At 66.3% G+C, this 15,250-nt stretch carries 16 protein-coding genes and 1 pseudogene; 7 read left to right on the forward strand and 10 right to left on the reverse strand.

Translation table 11 applies throughout. The features are described from left to right. The first annotated feature begins 54 nt into the window (after nucleotides 1–54). Nucleotides 55–804, forward strand: coding sequence for a TetR/AcrR family transcriptional regulator (locus AB0C34_RS04745; protein WP_357068497.1), 750 nt, complete (start codon nucleotides 55–57; stop codon nucleotides 802–804). Nucleotides 805–872: 68 nt separating this feature from the next. Here AB0C34_RS04745 and AB0C34_RS04750 read toward each other — a convergent pair whose 3' ends face one another. Further along, a complete protein-coding gene (locus AB0C34_RS04750; RefSeq protein ID WP_029903635.1) occupies nucleotides 873–1,067 on the reverse strand; it encodes a hypothetical protein in 195 nt (64 codons plus the stop codon). A 277-nt stretch (nucleotides 1,068–1,344) separates the two neighbouring features. Here AB0C34_RS04750 and AB0C34_RS04755 point away from each other — a divergent pair, with 277 nt between their 5' ends. Then, entirely contained in the window at nucleotides 1,345–1,704 is a 360-nt protein-coding gene (locus tag AB0C34_RS04755; protein ID WP_357067444.1) for a DUF952 domain-containing protein, read from the forward strand. 1 nt (nucleotide 1,705) lies between these two features. Here the strand turns inward: AB0C34_RS04755 and AB0C34_RS04760 are convergent. Then, a pseudogene (locus tag AB0C34_RS04760) lies at nucleotides 1,706–2,352 on the reverse strand (response regulator transcription factor). Nucleotides 2,353–2,582: 230 nt separating this feature from the next. Then, nucleotides 2,583–2,792 (reverse strand): hypothetical protein, encoded by a 210-nt coding sequence (locus AB0C34_RS04765; protein ID WP_357067446.1) that lies wholly within the window; start codon nucleotides 2,790–2,792, stop codon nucleotides 2,583–2,585. Nucleotides 2,793–3,075: 283 nt separating this feature from the next. On the opposite strand from AB0C34_RS04765, the gene AB0C34_RS04770 reads away from it, so the two are divergent. Both AB0C34_RS04770 and AB0C34_RS04775 read left to right on the forward strand, forming a co-directional pair. Further along, nucleotides 3,076–3,558, forward strand: a complete 483-nt coding sequence (locus AB0C34_RS04770; RefSeq protein ID WP_357068499.1) for a cation:proton antiporter regulatory subunit — start codon at nucleotides 3,076–3,078, stop codon at nucleotides 3,556–3,558. A 3-nt stretch (nucleotides 3,559–3,561) separates the two neighbouring features. Continuing rightward, on the forward strand, nucleotides 3,562–4,746 hold the full coding sequence (locus tag AB0C34_RS04775) for a cation:proton antiporter (protein WP_357067448.1): 1,185 nt from the start codon (nucleotides 3,562–3,564) through the stop codon (nucleotides 4,744–4,746). Here the strand turns inward: AB0C34_RS04775 and AB0C34_RS04780 are convergent, their stop codons facing one another. Together AB0C34_RS04780 and AB0C34_RS04785 are read right to left on the reverse strand one after the other, a co-directional pair. Continuing rightward, nucleotides 4,747–5,514 carry a rhomboid-like protein gene (locus AB0C34_RS04780; RefSeq protein ID WP_357067450.1) on the reverse strand — a complete coding sequence of 256 codons (768 nt, stop codon included), beginning with the start codon at nucleotides 5,512–5,514 and terminating at the stop codon, nucleotides 4,747–4,749. Nucleotides 5,515–5,670: 156 nt separating this feature from the next. Continuing rightward, the gene (locus AB0C34_RS04785) at nucleotides 5,671–6,426 is read right to left on the reverse strand and encodes an SDR family NAD(P)-dependent oxidoreductase (protein ID WP_357067452.1); all 756 of its coding nucleotides are present in this window, start codon (nucleotides 6,424–6,426) and stop codon (nucleotides 5,671–5,673) included. Nucleotides 6,427–6,530: 104 nt separating this feature from the next. On the opposite strand from AB0C34_RS04785, the gene AB0C34_RS04790 reads away from it, so the two are divergent. The 3 genes from AB0C34_RS04790 to AB0C34_RS04800 all read left to right on the forward strand — a co-directional run bounded on the left by AB0C34_RS04790 (nucleotide 6,531) and on the right by AB0C34_RS04800 (nucleotide 10,467). Continuing rightward, nucleotides 6,531–7,130, forward strand: coding sequence for a TetR family transcriptional regulator (locus AB0C34_RS04790; protein WP_357067454.1), 600 nt, complete (start codon nucleotides 6,531–6,533; stop codon nucleotides 7,128–7,130). A 354-nt stretch (nucleotides 7,131–7,484) separates the two neighbouring features. Then, the gene (locus tag AB0C34_RS04795) at nucleotides 7,485–8,432 is read left to right on the forward strand and encodes an alpha/beta fold hydrolase (RefSeq protein ID WP_357067456.1); all 948 of its coding nucleotides are present in this window, start codon (nucleotides 7,485–7,487) and stop codon (nucleotides 8,430–8,432) included. Between the two features lie 265 nt (nucleotides 8,433–8,697). Then, nucleotides 8,698–10,467, forward strand: coding sequence for an MOSC and FAD-binding oxidoreductase domain-containing protein (locus AB0C34_RS04800; RefSeq protein WP_357068501.1), 1,770 nt, complete (start codon nucleotides 8,698–8,700; stop codon nucleotides 10,465–10,467). Between the two features lie 210 nt (nucleotides 10,468–10,677). Here the strand turns inward: AB0C34_RS04800 and AB0C34_RS04805 are convergent, their stop codons facing one another. From AB0C34_RS04805 to AB0C34_RS04825, 5 genes are all read right to left on the reverse strand, one after another. Then, nucleotides 10,678–11,928 (reverse strand): RNA polymerase sigma factor, encoded by a 1,251-nt coding sequence (locus tag AB0C34_RS04805; RefSeq protein WP_357067458.1) that lies wholly within the window; start codon nucleotides 11,926–11,928, stop codon nucleotides 10,678–10,680. A gap of 12 nt (nucleotides 11,929–11,940) precedes the next feature. Further along, entirely contained in the window at nucleotides 11,941–12,366 is a 426-nt protein-coding gene (locus AB0C34_RS04810) for a YciI family protein (RefSeq protein ID WP_357067460.1), read from the reverse strand. Beyond that, a complete protein-coding gene (locus AB0C34_RS04815; RefSeq protein WP_357067462.1) occupies nucleotides 12,357–12,731 on the reverse strand; it encodes a DUF1801 domain-containing protein in 375 nt (124 codons plus the stop codon). The genes AB0C34_RS04810 and AB0C34_RS04815 overlap by 10 nt, the downstream gene beginning before the upstream one ends. An 11-nt stretch (nucleotides 12,732–12,742) precedes the next feature. Continuing rightward, nucleotides 12,743–13,291: a dihydrofolate reductase family protein gene (locus AB0C34_RS04820; RefSeq protein WP_357067464.1), complete on the reverse strand. Its 549-nt coding sequence runs from the start codon at nucleotides 13,289–13,291 to the stop codon at nucleotides 12,743–12,745. A gap of 427 nt (nucleotides 13,292–13,718) precedes the next feature. Next, on the reverse strand, nucleotides 13,719–15,092 hold the full coding sequence (locus tag AB0C34_RS04825) for an RNA polymerase sigma factor (RefSeq protein ID WP_357067466.1): 1,374 nt from the start codon (nucleotides 15,090–15,092) through the stop codon (nucleotides 13,719–13,721). Nucleotides 15,093–15,250: the final 158 nt, after the last annotated feature.

Consider the following 15,250-nt stretch of genomic DNA (forward strand, 5'->3'; position numbering starts at 1 on the left):
ATTCCGAGGAGTCCCTTGACTGAGCAGATCGCCGTCCACCAGGCGAAACATCTGATGAACCTACTGTGGCGACACGAGCTTCCGCCGCGGCCTGCGGGCCGCGGACCGAAGCAAGCGGTCAGTCTCGATGCCGTGGTCGCCGCCGCTGTGGCACTCGCCGACCGGGACGGCTACGCGAAGGTTTCCATTCGTACGGTCGCCGCCGAGCTGGGGCTGCGGCCGATGAGTTTGTACACGTACGTGCCGAGCAAGGATGCTTTGACCGTCCTCATGGTCGACCAGGTCGCCGGTGAGGACGCCCCCATTCCGGCCGATCTCTCGCCCCGCACACGAATGGCCGCCATCGCCCATCAGGTCCGTGCCGAACTGGTCGCGCATCCGTGGCTCTTGGAGGTCTCACCCTGGCGACTCGTGCTCGGCCCGGGCCGGATGCGCCGCTACGAACGGCAGCTCGGCGCGATCGAGGGCATCGGTCTCTCGGACCTGTCGATGGACCGGGTGATCGCGGTGCTGTCGGAATTCGCCACCGGAAACGCTCGAATGGCAGCCGCCGCGGCCCGTGATACGCGGCGAATGAGCGACGCTCGGTGGTGGGAGGTGCACGGCCCGGTGCTGGCCGAGGTCATGCCGTCGACCATGTTCCCGCTGTCGTCGCGGGTCGGTGCGACAGTGGGCGAGCTCTACCAGGCACCGGCGGACCCGGACGGTGCGTTCGAGTACGGACTGGCCAGGCTGCTGGACGGCATCCTCCGCGAGGTGGCGGACCGACCGGTCCCGGACACACCAACAGCGGGCGACCTGTAGGTCGCCCGCTGCCGGTGGAAACAATTTTCTGTTGTTCGATGCTGTTGTGTCAGGACGCGAGAAGCAGGTCAGAGCGCGGGAGCGGACTCCGTGTCGATCACGGCTTCCAACTCACGCAGTCGATCCATGTGTTCGTTCGCGTGGTGCTGGCAGAAGAGCAACTCTCCACCGGCGGGCAGTACGGCACGCACTCGAGCAGCCGCCCCGCAACGGTCGCAACGATCGACCGCGGTCAGTGGGGTGCTTGTCAGGGTTCCTGGCATGACTCCTCCGTCCTGGCTCCCGGTCCCGACGACCGTTCACCTGGTGTGGGGCCCGTGGTCACTCACCACGAGCTCGCTACCGCTACTTCTCAGCAGGGGTATGACTACTCTGTCAGACGTTCGGGACGGGGGCTTTGTTCCCACGAGTGATTCTGTGTGTTTTCGATTACACGACCAGGGATTTTCGCTACGGGCGAACATCACAGGTCATGTCGTCGACCACCGCTCGATCACCACCTCGAATCGGCCGATTCAGTTGTCTACCGGGAGATTACCCGTGACCCACGACACTCACACGCTTGTTCACCTATGCACGTCGACCGAGTGGCTGTCCGCCCGGCAAACGGGCGAGTACCGCGCGGCGTCGCTCGACGAAGTGGGATTCATCCACCTCTCGGCGCCTCACCAGGTGCACCTGCCCGCCAACCGGCTCTATGCGGGACGGCGCGATCTGGTATTGCTGCGCATCGACTCGGCGCGGGTAGGGTCGCCGATCGCATGGGAACCGGGCGTGCCGACCGATCCTGAGTCGATGCTGTTTCCGCATCTGTATGGTCCGCTGCCGGTGGCGGCGGTCACGGCAGTCGAGGAGTACCGCCCCGACGCGAACGGTGTATTCGTGCCGCTCGGCAGGTGAGCTACCGGTCGCGAATCTCGCGGGCCGCGATCGCGGCCTGTACCCGCGACCCCACACCGAGTTTCGTCGGTAGTCGCGAGACGCGCGTCTTGACCGTCGTCTCGCCGATGAACAGTGTGCTGGCGATCTTGGCGTTGGACGGGCCGTCGCCGAGACAGTCGAGCACCTCCCGCTCGCGCTCGGTGAGATCCTGACCGCCGTGCGGATCTGGTTGTGGCGCAGCGTGATTCGACGACGCGAACGCCGAGATCGCCGCCCGGGGCACCGCCGCGGCCGGCGCCCCATCGCCTGCCGCGACCGCGCGTACCGCCTCGACCAGCGACGGGCCCGAAGCGGATTTCGACACGAAGCCCGCGGCGCCCGCACGCGATGTGCGAAAGACGTACTCGTCCAGGTCGAGCGTGGTCAGGAAGAGCGCCCTGGCCAGTCTGTCGGCGGTGATCAGCTCGGTCGCGGTGATCCGGCCATTCCGGGCACCCGCACATACATCAGCACCACCTGCGGTCGCAGTGCCTTGGTCTGTGCGACCGCGACCTCACCATCGGCCGCCGCGCCGACCCCTTCGGTATCGTCCTCGACTTCCAAGATCATCCGCAGGCCGGCCCGGATCGCCGCGTGGTCGTCGGCGATCGCCACCCGAATCGTCATGACTCGCCTCGGCACCGAGCGGAAGCTCGGCCGGCACGTGCCAGCAGCCGGAATCGGGTCCGGCACGGAAACTTCCGCCGAGCGCGGCGACGCGTTCGCGCATGTTCATCAGCCCGCGGCGCCCGCCGCGCGCACCGGTGCGGTCGGATTGTGGATCGCCAGGTTGAGCACCCGGCGACGGGACACGTCGATGAAGACCTTTTGTCCCGGTGCGAGTTTCATGGCGTTGGTCAAAGCCTCCGGGGCGATGCGGTATCCGGCCTGGTCGACCGCGCTCGGCAGGGCGGCGCCGTGCGCACCCGGACCATGATTTCGGCCGCCCGCGCGGCATCCACCAGGATCGACAACTGGGCGAGCCCTCTCGGCGCGGCCACCACGTCCTCGGCATCGCCGCGCAGCAGTAGGTGTCCACCCGCCAATGGGAGCAGACCTCCGAGCATTGCCGGCACCGGGTTTCGACGCCGGAGGTCGCCAGGCAGACCGCGAGCAGGACGCCGAAGCGCGGCCACATCGCCGAATCCACGCCGCGATCGGTCATCGCGGACAGACCGCTGACAGCGAGAGCCGCACCGCCCGCGAACACGGTGAGCACTCCGAGCAGATCCCGCGTTCGCTCCGGCAACCCCGACCACCGCGTCACAGCACAGCGCTGGTCGGATGCCATCCGTCGAAGTGATGACCGGGACGGTTTACGAACTCGGACATCGGGCTAATCTGGACAGCGTGAATGTCGACGTCACCGCGCTACCCGGGATCGGTGTCCGCAAGGACTTCGAGGTGCATTCCGGCCGCCGTATCGGCGTGGTCGCGCACCGCGACGGTGACATCGACCTGATCGTCTCCAAACTCGAGGATCCCGATGCCTGCGCCGCGCAGATCCCGCTGACCGCCGACGAGGCGGCGGTGCTCGCCAACCTACTCGGCGCACCGCAGTTGGTCGCCAGCCTGAACGACGACCATCGCGATCTTCCCGGAATCACCACCCGACAGCTACCGATCGGTGATGACTCCCCGTACGACGGCCGCACTCTCGGCGAGACCGCGATGCGGACCCGTACGAAGGTCTCCATTGTCGCGGTCATGCGGGCGGGGCACTTGCATCCCTCGCCCGGCCCTGACTTCACCTTCACCGCGGGCGACTTGCTCGTGGTGGTCGGGACCCCGGACGGCTTGGATGCCGCCGCGAGAATTTTGACGCACGGCTGACGCGTGAAGGACACCGCGCTCGCCCTGATCGAGCTCGGAGCGGTTCTTTTCGCCCTCGGCATGTTGGGGCGCGTCGCAGGGCGAGTGGGGATGTCGCCGATTCCGTTGTATCTGCTCGGTGGTCTCGCCTTCGGTCAAGGCGGCATCGCCGACCTCGGGGCGGCCGACGAATTCGGCGATATCGCAGGCGAGATCGGTGTCGTGTTGCTGCTGTTGCTACTGGGCCTGGAGTACACCGCGGCGGAGTTAGTGACTGGACTGCGCCGATCCTGGGCGGCCGGTGTGGTGGATATCGTCGCCAACGCGACTCCGGGCGCGGTGGTGGCGCTGTTCTTGGGCTGGGGTGCCAACGGTGCGATCGCGATGGCTGGCATCACCTATATCTCGTCTTCGGGCATTGTTGCGAAGGTCCTCGACGACCTGGGTCGGCTCGGTAACCGCGAGACGCCGGTAATTCTGTCCATCCTGGTGTTCGAAGATCTGGCGATGGCGGTGTACCTGCCGATCCTCACCACGGTGCTGGCCGGGCTGAGCTGGGTCAGCGGGTTGCGCGCGCTAGGGATCGCGCTGGTGACGATCGCGCTGGTGCTCGCTGTCGCGTTGCGCTACGGACGCTACGTCTCGGCGATCGTGGACAGCGCCGACCGCGAGGTGTTCCTGCTCGAGCTGCTCGGAGCCGCGCTGCTGGTGGCGGGTGTCGCCTCGGCGCTGAGCGTGTCGGCCGCGGTCGGGGCCTTCCTGCTCGGTATCGCGATTTCCGGCTCGACCGCGGCGGCGGCGGCGAAACTGCTCGAGCCGCTGCGCGACCTGTTCGCGGCCATCTTTTTCGTAGCCTTCGGCCTGAGCACCGATCCGCGGTCGATTCCGCCCGTGCTCGGTTGGGCTGCCGCGCTCGCGGTGCTCACCACACTGACAAAGATCGCGACCGGGTGGTGGGCCGCGAGCCGACAGGGCATGCGGCGGATGGGTCGGGCACGGACGGGTGCGGCGCTGGTCGCACACGGCGAGTTCTCCATCGTCATCGCGGGATTGGCGGTGAGCATCGGCGCAGTCGAGGGGCAACTGGCCGCCTTCGCCTCGGCCTATGTATTGCTGATGGCGGTGCTCGGGCCGATCACGGCGCGGGTTGCCGAACCCGCGGTCGAGTTCGTGCAGCGTCTGGTGCGTCCGGAGCCTGCCCTTTCTTGATCAGGGCCGCTGCGTTGTCTCGGCGGATGTGTTGCGCGCGGTTGTGCGCTCCAGCTTGCGCCAGAACGTGGTTGCGATCGTGCCGACCAGCAGCCCTATCGTGGCCGCACACAGATGGCCGTAGTCGGTAAAGGTCGGACCGACCCACAGCGCCACGACGAGCACCAGCAGAATCGTGCCCGCCCATGCCAGCCGGAGCACGCCACGGAACCGGAATGCCAGCGCCGCGAGCACCGCCGAAAAGCCGTAGCTGGTCCCGACATCGGCGGCGACGGCCACATGGAGGGGGATGAGGTTGCGATCGATGGCATGCGAGATACCGGTGACGGTCAGCAGTGTTGCCCCGATGTGGCCGATGGCGAACAGCAGTATCCAGCGGGTGGTGCCCAACCATCGCTCGGCGTAGGCCATCACGATCAGGAATCCCGCGATGGTCACCCAGGGAAAGCCGCCGTCGGTCCAGAAGGCCGAGGCCACCAGCACCTGTACCGGGCTGTGCCGCATGTTGTAGAGGTTGGTCGAAGCCGAGAAGATCAGTCTGCGTTCGACCGAATTACCGACCCCGCGCAGCGTCCACCAGGTGACGAACAGGGTGAAAGCGTATGCGGTGCTGGCGGGGGCGGCGCCCAGATACCCGCGGATCGCGGGCATGATTCGGCGGGGCAGTCCGGGACGGCGCAGCCACGCCCACGCGGTCGGCAGTTCGGCGCGGGGGTCGATTGTCCGTGTCCAGGGCGCCCGAAACGGGCTGGAGGTCGAGGCAACCACCCCGCCAGTGTGCCGCGTGCGGTCACGGCCGCGTCGCGTGCCCCGCTTCTGGCTGGTTCGCTCGCCGACCCCGCTCACCCCGACCGACGACGGCATGGCCGCCATCGACCCGGCCACCGGGCGAATATCGACGTGGTCCCAGCGAAGTCGGTCGTGTCACCTGACCTGATCGGTCGGACGCAAGAGGATTTCGTTCACCGCGACGTGTTCTGGCTGCGCGATCGCGAAATGCACGGCGGCGGCCACATCGTGCGGCTGTAGAACTCGCATCGACGAAGCCAGGTGCGCGGCCATCGCCCGCGTCTCGGGGTCGGCGATATGGCTCGTCAGTTCCGTCTCCACGAAGCCGGGCTCGATCAGGACAACCCGGACACCTTTTCCGGTTACCTCCTGGCGCAAGGATTCCGAGAACGCGTTGACGCCGTGCTTGGTGGCGGCGTACACACCGCCGCCTGCTGAAGCGACCCGACCCGAGGTCGACGAGGTCTGCACGATTGTCCCGTTGCTGTCGATGAGATAGGGCAGGGCAGCGTGGGTGGCAAGCATTGTTCCGAGCAGGTTGGTGCTGATCATGCGCGTCCACTCGGTGGTATCCGCCTCGAGGATCGGCCCACTGAGCATCACTCCGGCGTTGTTGATCAAGACATCGAGCCGACCGAATCGCTCGACTACCCAGCGGACGCCCGACCTGATGGACGCTTCGTCGGTGACATCCAGTTCGAGTGGCGCCACCTCACCGCTGAGACCGTTCGCCTGCTCCACGAGGGCGGAGAGTCGATCGCGGCGCCGTGCTCCAGCGGCTACTCGAGCTCCCGCGCCGGCGAGTTCCAGCGTGATGGCGGCGCCGATTCCGGACGAGGCGCCGATCACCAGGATGGATTTGTCTTCGACAGAACCGGTAGGACGTGTCATGGCGAGGGGACTCCTTTCGTGCAAGATGACCATGCGGTCACCTTGACGATAACGCAAGATGACCACCCGGTCATCTTGTGCTAATCTCTCCTCGGAGGTGTTCGATGCGGGCTGACGCGATTCGTACGCGCGAAACTCTGGTTCGTGCTGCGGCACAAGCGCTGGCTGAATCGGGAGTCGACGTCACCATCGCCGAAATAGCGGATCGCGCGGGGGTGGCAAAAGGGACGGTCTTCCGCCACTTCGCGTCGAAGGACGAGCTCGTCTCGGCGATCGTCGCCGACGTGATCGATGACCTCGCGGTATTCGCCGAAGGGCTGCTGGGCTCGGGCTCGCCGCGGCAAGCACTGCTCGACTTCATCGCGGCCGGCATCGCATTACAGGCGCGGGACCGAGCGTTCTGCCAGGTCGCTGCCAGCGCCGCGGGGAAGGACCCTACGCTTCGAGGCAAAACGGTGCGGCTGCGCGAGATTGCCGAGCTGCTGGCGCAGCGTGCACGGGCGAGTAGAGATGTGCGATCGGACATCACTGGCCTCGATGTCGTGTCTCTGATGACCGGCATCTACCAAGCTGCACTGGCAGCCGGCGATCCCGATGGTTGGCGGCGTTATCTCGTGTTGGTGTTCGAAGGTCTGAGCCCATCCGCATCAACTCTTGCCCGATCGCCTGGTGACACGGCTGCGTCGGCCCACTCGGGAGGGTAGTCGGCCTTGCTTCGAGTTAGGGGCGACCCATCGCGGGGTTGTGCGCGGTCGCCGGAAATCCGATGTGTCGAGTGGCGTGACGTGTGAGGTGCTCAGCGAGGCCCGAGGCGCGGTGCCTTACCGAGTCACACAGTTGAGGGCGCCGATGGCGAGAGCGGGCGGTCGAGGTGTCCGGTACGAGTCGAACCTTGTGGGAACGGCAATATTATGCCGATGCGAGTTGCGGCGTTTTCAGGTCTTTTTCGTTGCCCTCGCTGTCGCTCGGGGTCTAGCGTGGAACAAGGCACACCGGCGCCATTTGTCGCGAGGTCCACGCTGCCGAGGGAACCTTCCCGAGGCTCCGCGGCGATCGCTATGAGCTTCATCGCATCCACCGGGTGGTATGCGGGCGGATTTGGCGCACTTCTCGGCTCGAACCGGCACCTGGAGGTGGATGTGCTTCCCACACGACACAACACGGCAACCATCAATGGTCAAGAGGTCTTCTACCGCGAGGCCGGCCCCAACGACGCGCCAGTCGTGCTGCTGCTACATGGATTCCCGAGCAGTTCGCACATGTTCCGCCATCTCATCCCTGCGCTGGCCGACGACTATCACGTGATCGCGCCCGACCACATCGGCTACGGTCACTCCGCCATGCCGAAGGTCGACACTTTCGACTACACCTTCGACAACCTCGCCGCCCGCACCGCCGGACTGCTCGATCATCTAGGCATCGATCGCTTCGCCATCTACGTGCACGACTACGGGGCACCGATCGGCTGGCGCTTGGCCCTCGACCCTTCCTACGACATCAGCGCGATCATCTCGCAGAGCGGCAACGCCTACATGGAAGGGTTCGTCACGCCGTTCTGGGACGACTTGTTCGCGTACGCCAACAATCCCGGCCGCGGCACGGAACCTGGTGCGCGGGCCAAACTCAGCCCCAGTACGACGCGTTGGCAGTACGAGAACGGCGCCACCGATGCCCGCCTGGTCAGCCCCGACACCTGGACCCTCGATCAGCTCCTGCTGGAACGGCCCGGCAACGACGAGATCCAGCTGGCGCTGTTCCGCGACTACCCAACGAATATCGACGGGTACCCTCAACTGCAGGAGTACTTCCGCACCAGCCAAGTGCCCCTGCTCGCGGTCTGGGGTGAACGGGACGAGATCTTCGGACCAGACGGCGCACGGGCCTTCTCCCGCGACCTGAAGGAGGCGGAAGTCCACCTCCTACCTGCCGGGCACTTCGCCCTGGAGACGCACCTGGACGCCATCAGTGGGTACATCCACGGGTTCCTCGGACGGGTTCTCACATGACGCGCGCGATACTCGCGAATTTCCGCAGATTTGCCGCTGACTTGTGGCGCATAGCTGGATAGCCACGTCTGGGTCACGGCACGGTCCCCCAGGCCGCTGCCAGAGCAGTCGTCGCAGGTAAGGGACAGCAATTGGTTGTGTGCACAGACGAACTGACGCCGACAACGGTACGCAGCGCCCGACATGGCGGACAAGAGACCAGAAGCTGATGCAACGTGCTTCCCTGCGAAGCGTGCATGGGAGGCGCCGCAGGAGAGGTGGCGTGGTGGCGACGTTGACCACAGTGAATGTCGGGATGCCGAAAGACGTTCCCTGGCGCGGCAAGACCGTGCACACGGGCGTCTACAAGCAGAGCGTGACCGGGCCGCGGATGGTGCGGCGGCTGAACATCGACGGAGACGGCCAAGGGGACCTCGGTGGGCACGGCGGTGAGCAGCGGGCCGTACTGGTCTATCAGCTCGACTCGTACCGATACTGGGCGAAGGAGCTCAAACGCGACGACTTGGCCCCCGGCCAGTTCGGTGAGAATTTCACCGTCGACGGCCTACCCGACGACGAGGTCTGCATCGGGGACCGCTACCGCATCGGCGACGCCCTCTTCGAGGTCACGCAGCCGCGGGTGACGTGCTATCGGGTGGGCCTGCGAATGGGCGAGCCGCGGATGGCGGCACTGCTTGTGGCCCACCACCGCCCCGGCTTCTACCTCAGGGTGATCGAGGAGGGCGAGGTCGAGGCCGGGCAGGAGATCGTCAAGGTTTCCACCGGACCCGAGGCTATGACCGTCGAGGAAATCGATCGGGTCCTTTATTTGCCCGGCCACACTCGTGAGCAGGTCGAGCGGGCATTGCGGATTACTGCGCTCAGTCCCGGCTGGCAGCGCTCGATGCGGACGCTGCTGAAGCAGCCCGGCGGCGAGGGCGGTGATTCCTCGGGCAGCGCAGGGCTGAATACCGCCGCCACCGCTCCACCGCCCGCGTGGCCGGGCTTCCGGCCGCTCACCATCACGGACATCCAGTCCGAAAGCCGCAGCGTGTTCTCCCTGCACTTGGCGGCCGCGGGCGGCTCCGCGTTGCCGGCCGCGCTGCCGGGTCAGTTCCTCACGGTGAAGGTCCAGCCCGAGGGCGGGGTGCCGCCGCTGATCCGCAGCTACTCGCTGTCCGGTGAGCCGGGTCATGGCAGCTACCGGATCAGCGTGAAGGTCGAACCGCACGGTGCCGCCAGCAACGAGTTGCGCGCCCGCTCCCGAGTCGGCGACCAGCTGCAGACCGCCGCGCCCCGCGGTGCCTTCTGTCTGGCCGATGGCGACGATCCGGTGCTGCTGCTGTCGGCCGGAATCGGTGTCACTCCCGTGCTGGCCATGCTGCACACCCTCGCCATCGAGCATTCCAGCCGCGAGGTGTGGTGGCTGCACGGCGCGCGGGACGGCACCGAGCACCCCTTCGCCCAAGAGAGCCGCGAACTGATCGCCGCCCTCCCCAACGCCCGATCTATCATCTACTACAGCAGGCCGACCGCCAATGACCGCTTGCGCGTGGACTATTCGCAGGCCGGCCGTCTGTCGGCTGACCATATTCGCGGGCTCGGCTTGCCGAGCGACGCCGACGCGTACCTGTGCGGACCAGCGGCCTTCATGGTCAGCGTTACCGCTGCGCTCATCGATTCGGGACTGGATGCCTCCCGGGTCCATAGCGAGATCTTCGGTGCCGGTGGCTCGCTCACCCCCGGGATCAAGGGCTCGTCGGGCGCCGCACCCCACCAGCCCGCGGGCGCGCCCGGTACGGGACCGGAGGTCTCCTTCGCCCGCAGCGGCCTGAACGTTGCTTGGAACGACGTACACGAGTCCGTGCTCGAACTCGCCGAGGCCTGTGACGTCCCTGTCCAGTGGTCCTGCCGCACCGGCGTCTGCCACACCTGCGAACTCGCCCTCATCTCGGGTGCCATCGCCTACGCACCCGACCCCGTCGAACCTCCCGCTGACGGCAACATCCTCATCTGCTGCGCCAGACCGACCGAGGCAGTCGTCCTTGACCTGTAAACGCGACCGACATCCCTGCAACCCGCTCTCAGCGGATCTCGGCTCCGACCCGCCCCAAGATCCGCCCCGAGAGGCAGCGGATCGATGGAAGTGGCCGCATGCCTGCACGCCACCGTCTTCGGCGGCAGCGATCTTCCGCGCTGCGCTGCTATATCGACGGCACTTCCGTTCTCGCGAGCTGGCGATCGCAGTACAGCGGGTGCTGGCGCTCTAGCCACGGGCTGTGCGCGCGGTCGTCATGCGATCCAGCAGAAGCTGCCGCTCTTGCCTGGTGGGGGCAAGCTCAGCGGCTCGCGCCAACTCGGCGGCGGCTTCGTGGTGTCGGCCGAGTCGGGTGAGGAAGTCCCCGCGGACCGCCCCGAGGAGGTGGTAGTGGGCCATCCGTCGGTCCTCGACTAGCGGCTCGGTCGCGGCCAGCGCGGCCGCGGGACCGTCGACGTAGCAAACGGCGACCGCCCGGTTCAGTTCGACCACGGGAGAGGCGGTGAGCTGAGCGAGGGCGTCGTAGAGGGCGAGGATCGCGACCCAATCGGTGTCGGCAAAGGTGGCGGCGCGGGTATGGCAAGCGGCGATCGCGGCCTGCAGCGAATAGGGCCCGAGCGGACGAGCCAGATCGAAGGCGCGGTCGAGCATTCTGAGACCGTGCTCGATCAGGGCGCGGTCCCACCGGTGACGGTCCTGATGCTCGAGTTGGACGGGAACGCCGTCTTCATCGACGCGCGTGCGGAACCTTGCTGCCTGCAGTTCCATCAGTGCGGTGAGGCCGAAAACTTCTGGCTCGGAGGACAAAAGGCCCGCCAGGACTCGCCCCATCCGCATGGCTTCGATCGCGAGATCGGCGCGGACCATGGTCTCGCCGGAGGAGGCCGAGTAGCCCTCGTTGAAGATCAGATACAGCACCTCGAGCACGGCGCGAAGGCGGTCGGGCAGTTCGTCGGCCGACGGCGCCTCGACCGGGACCCGAGCCTCGGCCAGGGTGCGCTTCGCGCGCGAAATGCGCTGACCGATGGTGGCTACGGGAGCGAGGAACGCGCGGGCGATCTCCTCGGTAGTCAGGCCCCCGAACAACCGCAGGGTGAGGGCGACTCGGGACTCGGGGGAGAGCACCGGGTGGCAGGTGGTGAACACCACGGTGAGCAGATCGTCCGGGATGGGGGCGAGCGCCTCGGCGGTGACATCCGGTAGCTCACCGTCGTACCCGGCGACGAGGAGCGGCGCCTTCTTGCGCGCCGTCTCCTCCCGCCGGGCACGGTCGATCGCCTTGTGCCATGCGGTGGTCATCAACCACGCGCCGGGCCTTGGCGGCATCCCCTCGACGGGCCACTGCTCCAGCGCGGCCATGAAAGCCTCGGAGGCCAGGTCCTCCGCAATGTCGAGGTCGCCGATGCGGCGGGCGAGTGTGGCGATCAGCTGAGGTCCCTCGATCCGCCATAGCGCCTCGACCGACGCGCGCAGTTCCATCAGGCAGTCGGGTTAACCCGATGACGGGTGTCGCAGCTGCTCGCTGCGGGTCAGGGTCTCGGGGTCGACGGTCGCGGCGAAGTCGTCCATGGCGTAGAGCGGCCGGATTTCCAGGACCTGGGAGTCGCCGTACGACGGGTCGAACGGGCAGCGCTTCGCCCACTCGACGGCCTCTGCCAGCGAACTGACCTCCCAGATCCAGTAGCCGGCGATAACTTCCTTGGACTCGGTGAATGGACCGTCCACGACCGAGGTCCCGGACGTCGAGAAGGTGAGTTTCGCTCCGGCGCTGCTCGGCTGGAGGCCTTCACCGCCGAGAATGATGCCGGCCTTGACCAACTGCTCGTTGAAGGCCTGCATCTTCTCGAACATCTCCTGGGTCGGCTGCGCCTTGCCTTCGTCGGCAGCATCGCCCTTGGTCATCACCATCACGCGCATGATGCGGAGTTTCTTCTTTCTCGGTCGTGGCCGACGACGCGGCGCAGCAGGTCTGCAATGTATCCGGGATCGGCGGACTCACCCTCACGGAAGTCGACGACCTTGCGATCGCCGGATCCCATGGAACGGAGTAACCCCGGTACCGGCTCGACGTTTTCGGCTCCGAAGACCATGAACGACACCTTAGCCGCGGCCACGTGCAGCGCGGCGACGTTCTCCCCCTCGACCGTGAAGTGTGGCTTGCCGTACTGGAGGATCTCCGCGACACCCGGCAGCGTGCGATGAACGGTCTCACGCAGGGAGGCGCAGATCCCCGTCTGCCAGGCCTTCGTGTTATCGATGTACGTCGTGACGTCGGTGTCCATCTCGTCTCCGTTCACGCGGCGCTGACGCGGTAGGACAGCACGACCACGCCGGACTCGAAGGTCTTGGTGTCGATATGTTCGAGGCCTGCGCGGCTCTCGGCCCGGAACAACCGCTCGCCGCCGCCTCTGATGATGGGGTAGACCCAGATCCGGTACTCGTCGAGCAAACCCGCGGTGGCCAAGGTGTCGGTCAACCGGCCGTTACCCCAGATCAGGATGTCTCCGCCACCGGTCTGCTTCAACCCCTCGACCGTGCCGAGGACGTCATCGCCAGGGATGACCGTCGCCGGACCCCAGGCTTCGACGTCGACCGGCCCCGAGGCGACGACATACTTCTCGATCCCGTTGACGTGATCGGCGTACGGGTTGCCGCCCATGTGCGGCCACGCTTGTGCCATGCCTTCGTACGTAATCCGGCCGAGTAGTAGGGCACCCGCTCCGAGAGTGAGGTCCAAGGCGTACTGCTGCGCGCCGGGGTCGGTGTATGGCATCGACCACTCGTGCGGGTTGTCGATGTATCCGTCGAGCGTTGTGTAGGTCGAAGCGATGATGCGTCGCACGTGCGGTCCCTCTGCTGGTGGGCCGACTGGTCCGGCCCTCAACCAGTCCTTCGTGTGACCATCCCGGATTTCGACATGAAGGAAGAAAACTTTTCGCGATGGGATCAGGAACTTGTGCTCGCACGTGTTTCGGTCACTGCTGAAGGTCATCGAACTCGAAGCTCGGTTCCGGCGGGGGTGCGGCGGGGGTGCGGCGGATCTCGCTGCGCTGCCGTGGACTACGTCGTCGGGCAGCGCAACATGACAACTCGAGAAGGTATCCAGGCGGGCGCGAAGGTGCGATCAGTCGCCGGTGCTGCTGTCCGCCAGACGAACCCATGCCGCCTTCACCGCACTGCGCGAAGACGAGACCGGGACGCTGTGCCCGTCGAGTTTTGGTGGAATGAGCCGCAAACCGAAAGGTCAGCGGCTCATTCCAACAGTTATCTCAGTCCAGGTAGTCGCGCAGCACCTGTGAGCGACTGGGATGGCGCAACTTGCTCATCGTCTTCGACTCGATCTGCCGGATGCGCTCACGGGTGACTCCGTACACTTGGCCGATCTCGTCGAGAGTGCGCGGTTGGCCATCGGTGAGGCCGAAGCGTAGCCGGACCACGCCCGCCTCCCGCTCCGACAGTGTCTCCAGCACCGATTGCAGTTGATCCTGCAGCAGCGTGAAGCTCACCGCGTCGACCGCGACCACAGCCTCGGAGTCTTCGATGAAGTCGCCGAGTTGGCTGTCACCCTCGTCGCCGATGGTTTGATCCAGTGAGATGGGCTCCCGCGCGTACTGCTGGATTTCCAGCACCTTTTCCGGCGTGATGTCCATTTCCTTCGCCAGTTCCTCCGGGGTCGGCTCGCGGCCGAGGTCCTGGAGCAACTCGCGTTGGATGCGGCCGAGCTTGTTGATGACCTCGACCATGTGCACCGGGATACGGATGGTACGGGCCTGATCGGCCATGGCACGGGTGATCGCCTGCCGGATCCACCAGGTGGCGTACGTGGAGAACTTGTAGCCCTTGGTGTAGTCGAACTTCTCCACCGCGCGGATCAGACCCAGGTTGCCCTCCTGGATCAGGTCGAGAAACGCCATGCCGCGGCCGGTGTATCGCTTGGCCAACGAGACGACCAAGCGCAGGTTGGCCTCGAGCAGGTGATTCTTGGCCCGATTGCCGTCGCGGACGATCCAGTTGTAGTCGCGGCGCATCGCGACCGGTAGCTTCTCGCCCTGCTCGGTGAACTCCCGCACCTTCTCCGCCGCATAGAGGCCGGCTTCGATGCGCTTGGCGAGTTCGACCTCTTCCTCGGCGTTGAGCAGCGCGACCTTGCCGATCTGCTTGAGGTAGGCGCGGACCGAGTCGGCTGAGGCGGTGAGTTCGGCGTCCTTGCGGGCTTGGCGTAGCGCCTCGGATTCCTCTTCGTCCCAGACGAAATCGCCGGAGGCCTTGTCCGCCGCGGTCGGCTCGTCGGCCTCGCTTCCGGCTTCTCCGCTCTCGGGTTCCTCGGCGACCTCGACCAGATCCTCGCCGTCGGCGAGGTCGTCCTCGGACACCTCCAGATCACCGAGATCGTCGAGATCGAGCGACTCGTCCTCGATCGTTTCCTCGGCGCCGGGCTCGCCGTTCGGGCCTGCCTTTTTGGCGGCCTTCTTCGCCGGAGCCTTGGTTGCCTTGGCAGCCCGCTTGGCGGGGGCCTTCTTGGCGGCGGCCTTTTTTGCCGGAGCCTTCTTGGCGGCAGCCTTACTGACCGGCCGTGCTGCGGTTACATCTGCGGAGTCGGCATCGGCCGAATCGGCGGTCTGACGGGTATTCGTGGCTACCACGTACGCCCTTTCGTGACGGTCTCGTGCGGCGTCACGCCAGAGTGGTTTTCCGGCGGAGCGGTCTGTCGGGTTGTACCGGCGGATGGCCGGTCGGGGTTTCTCCGGCTCAGCCGGGCACGTTCCATTGTAACGATCTAACCAGGGTACCTATGGCACGA

The sequence above is a fragment of the Nocardia sp. NPDC049220 genome (genome assembly GCF_040647855.1).
Classification (GTDB): domain Bacteria; phylum Actinomycetota; class Actinomycetes; order Mycobacteriales; family Mycobacteriaceae; genus Nocardia.

What these genes read in the sequence shown, in the direction of transcription:
- AB0C34_RS04785 (WP_357067452.1), bottom strand. Translation starts at nt 6,426, where the DNA reads ATGACACGTCCTACCGGTTCTGTCGAAGACAAATCCATCCTGGTGATC.
- AB0C34_RS04795 (WP_357067456.1), top strand. Translation starts at nt 7,485, where the DNA reads ATGAGCTTCATCGCATCCACCGGGTGGTATGCGGGCGGATTTGGCGCA.
- AB0C34_RS04750 (WP_029903635.1), bottom strand. Translation starts at nt 1,067, where the DNA reads ATGCCAGGAACCCTGACAAGCACCCCACTGACCGCGGTCGATCGTTGC.
- AB0C34_RS04815 (WP_357067462.1), bottom strand. Translation starts at nt 12,731, where the DNA reads ATGGACACCGACGTCACGACGTACATCGATAACACGAAGGCCTGGCAG.
- AB0C34_RS04805 (WP_357067458.1), bottom strand. Translation starts at nt 11,928, where the DNA reads ATGGAACTGCGCGCGTCGGTCGAGGCGCTATGGCGGATCGAGGGACCT.
- AB0C34_RS04745 (WP_357068497.1), top strand. Translation starts at nt 55, where the DNA reads ATGAACCTACTGTGGCGACACGAGCTTCCGCCGCGGCCTGCGGGCCGC.
- AB0C34_RS04810 (WP_357067460.1), bottom strand. Translation starts at nt 12,366, where the DNA reads ATGCGCGTGATGGTGATGACCAAGGGCGATGCTGCCGACGAAGGCAAG.
- AB0C34_RS04790 (WP_357067454.1), top strand. Translation starts at nt 6,531, where the DNA reads ATGCGGGCTGACGCGATTCGTACGCGCGAAACTCTGGTTCGTGCTGCG.
- AB0C34_RS04765 (WP_357067446.1), bottom strand. Translation starts at nt 2,792, where the DNA reads ATGCTCGGAGGTCTGCTCCCATTGGCGGGTGGACACCTACTGCTGCGC.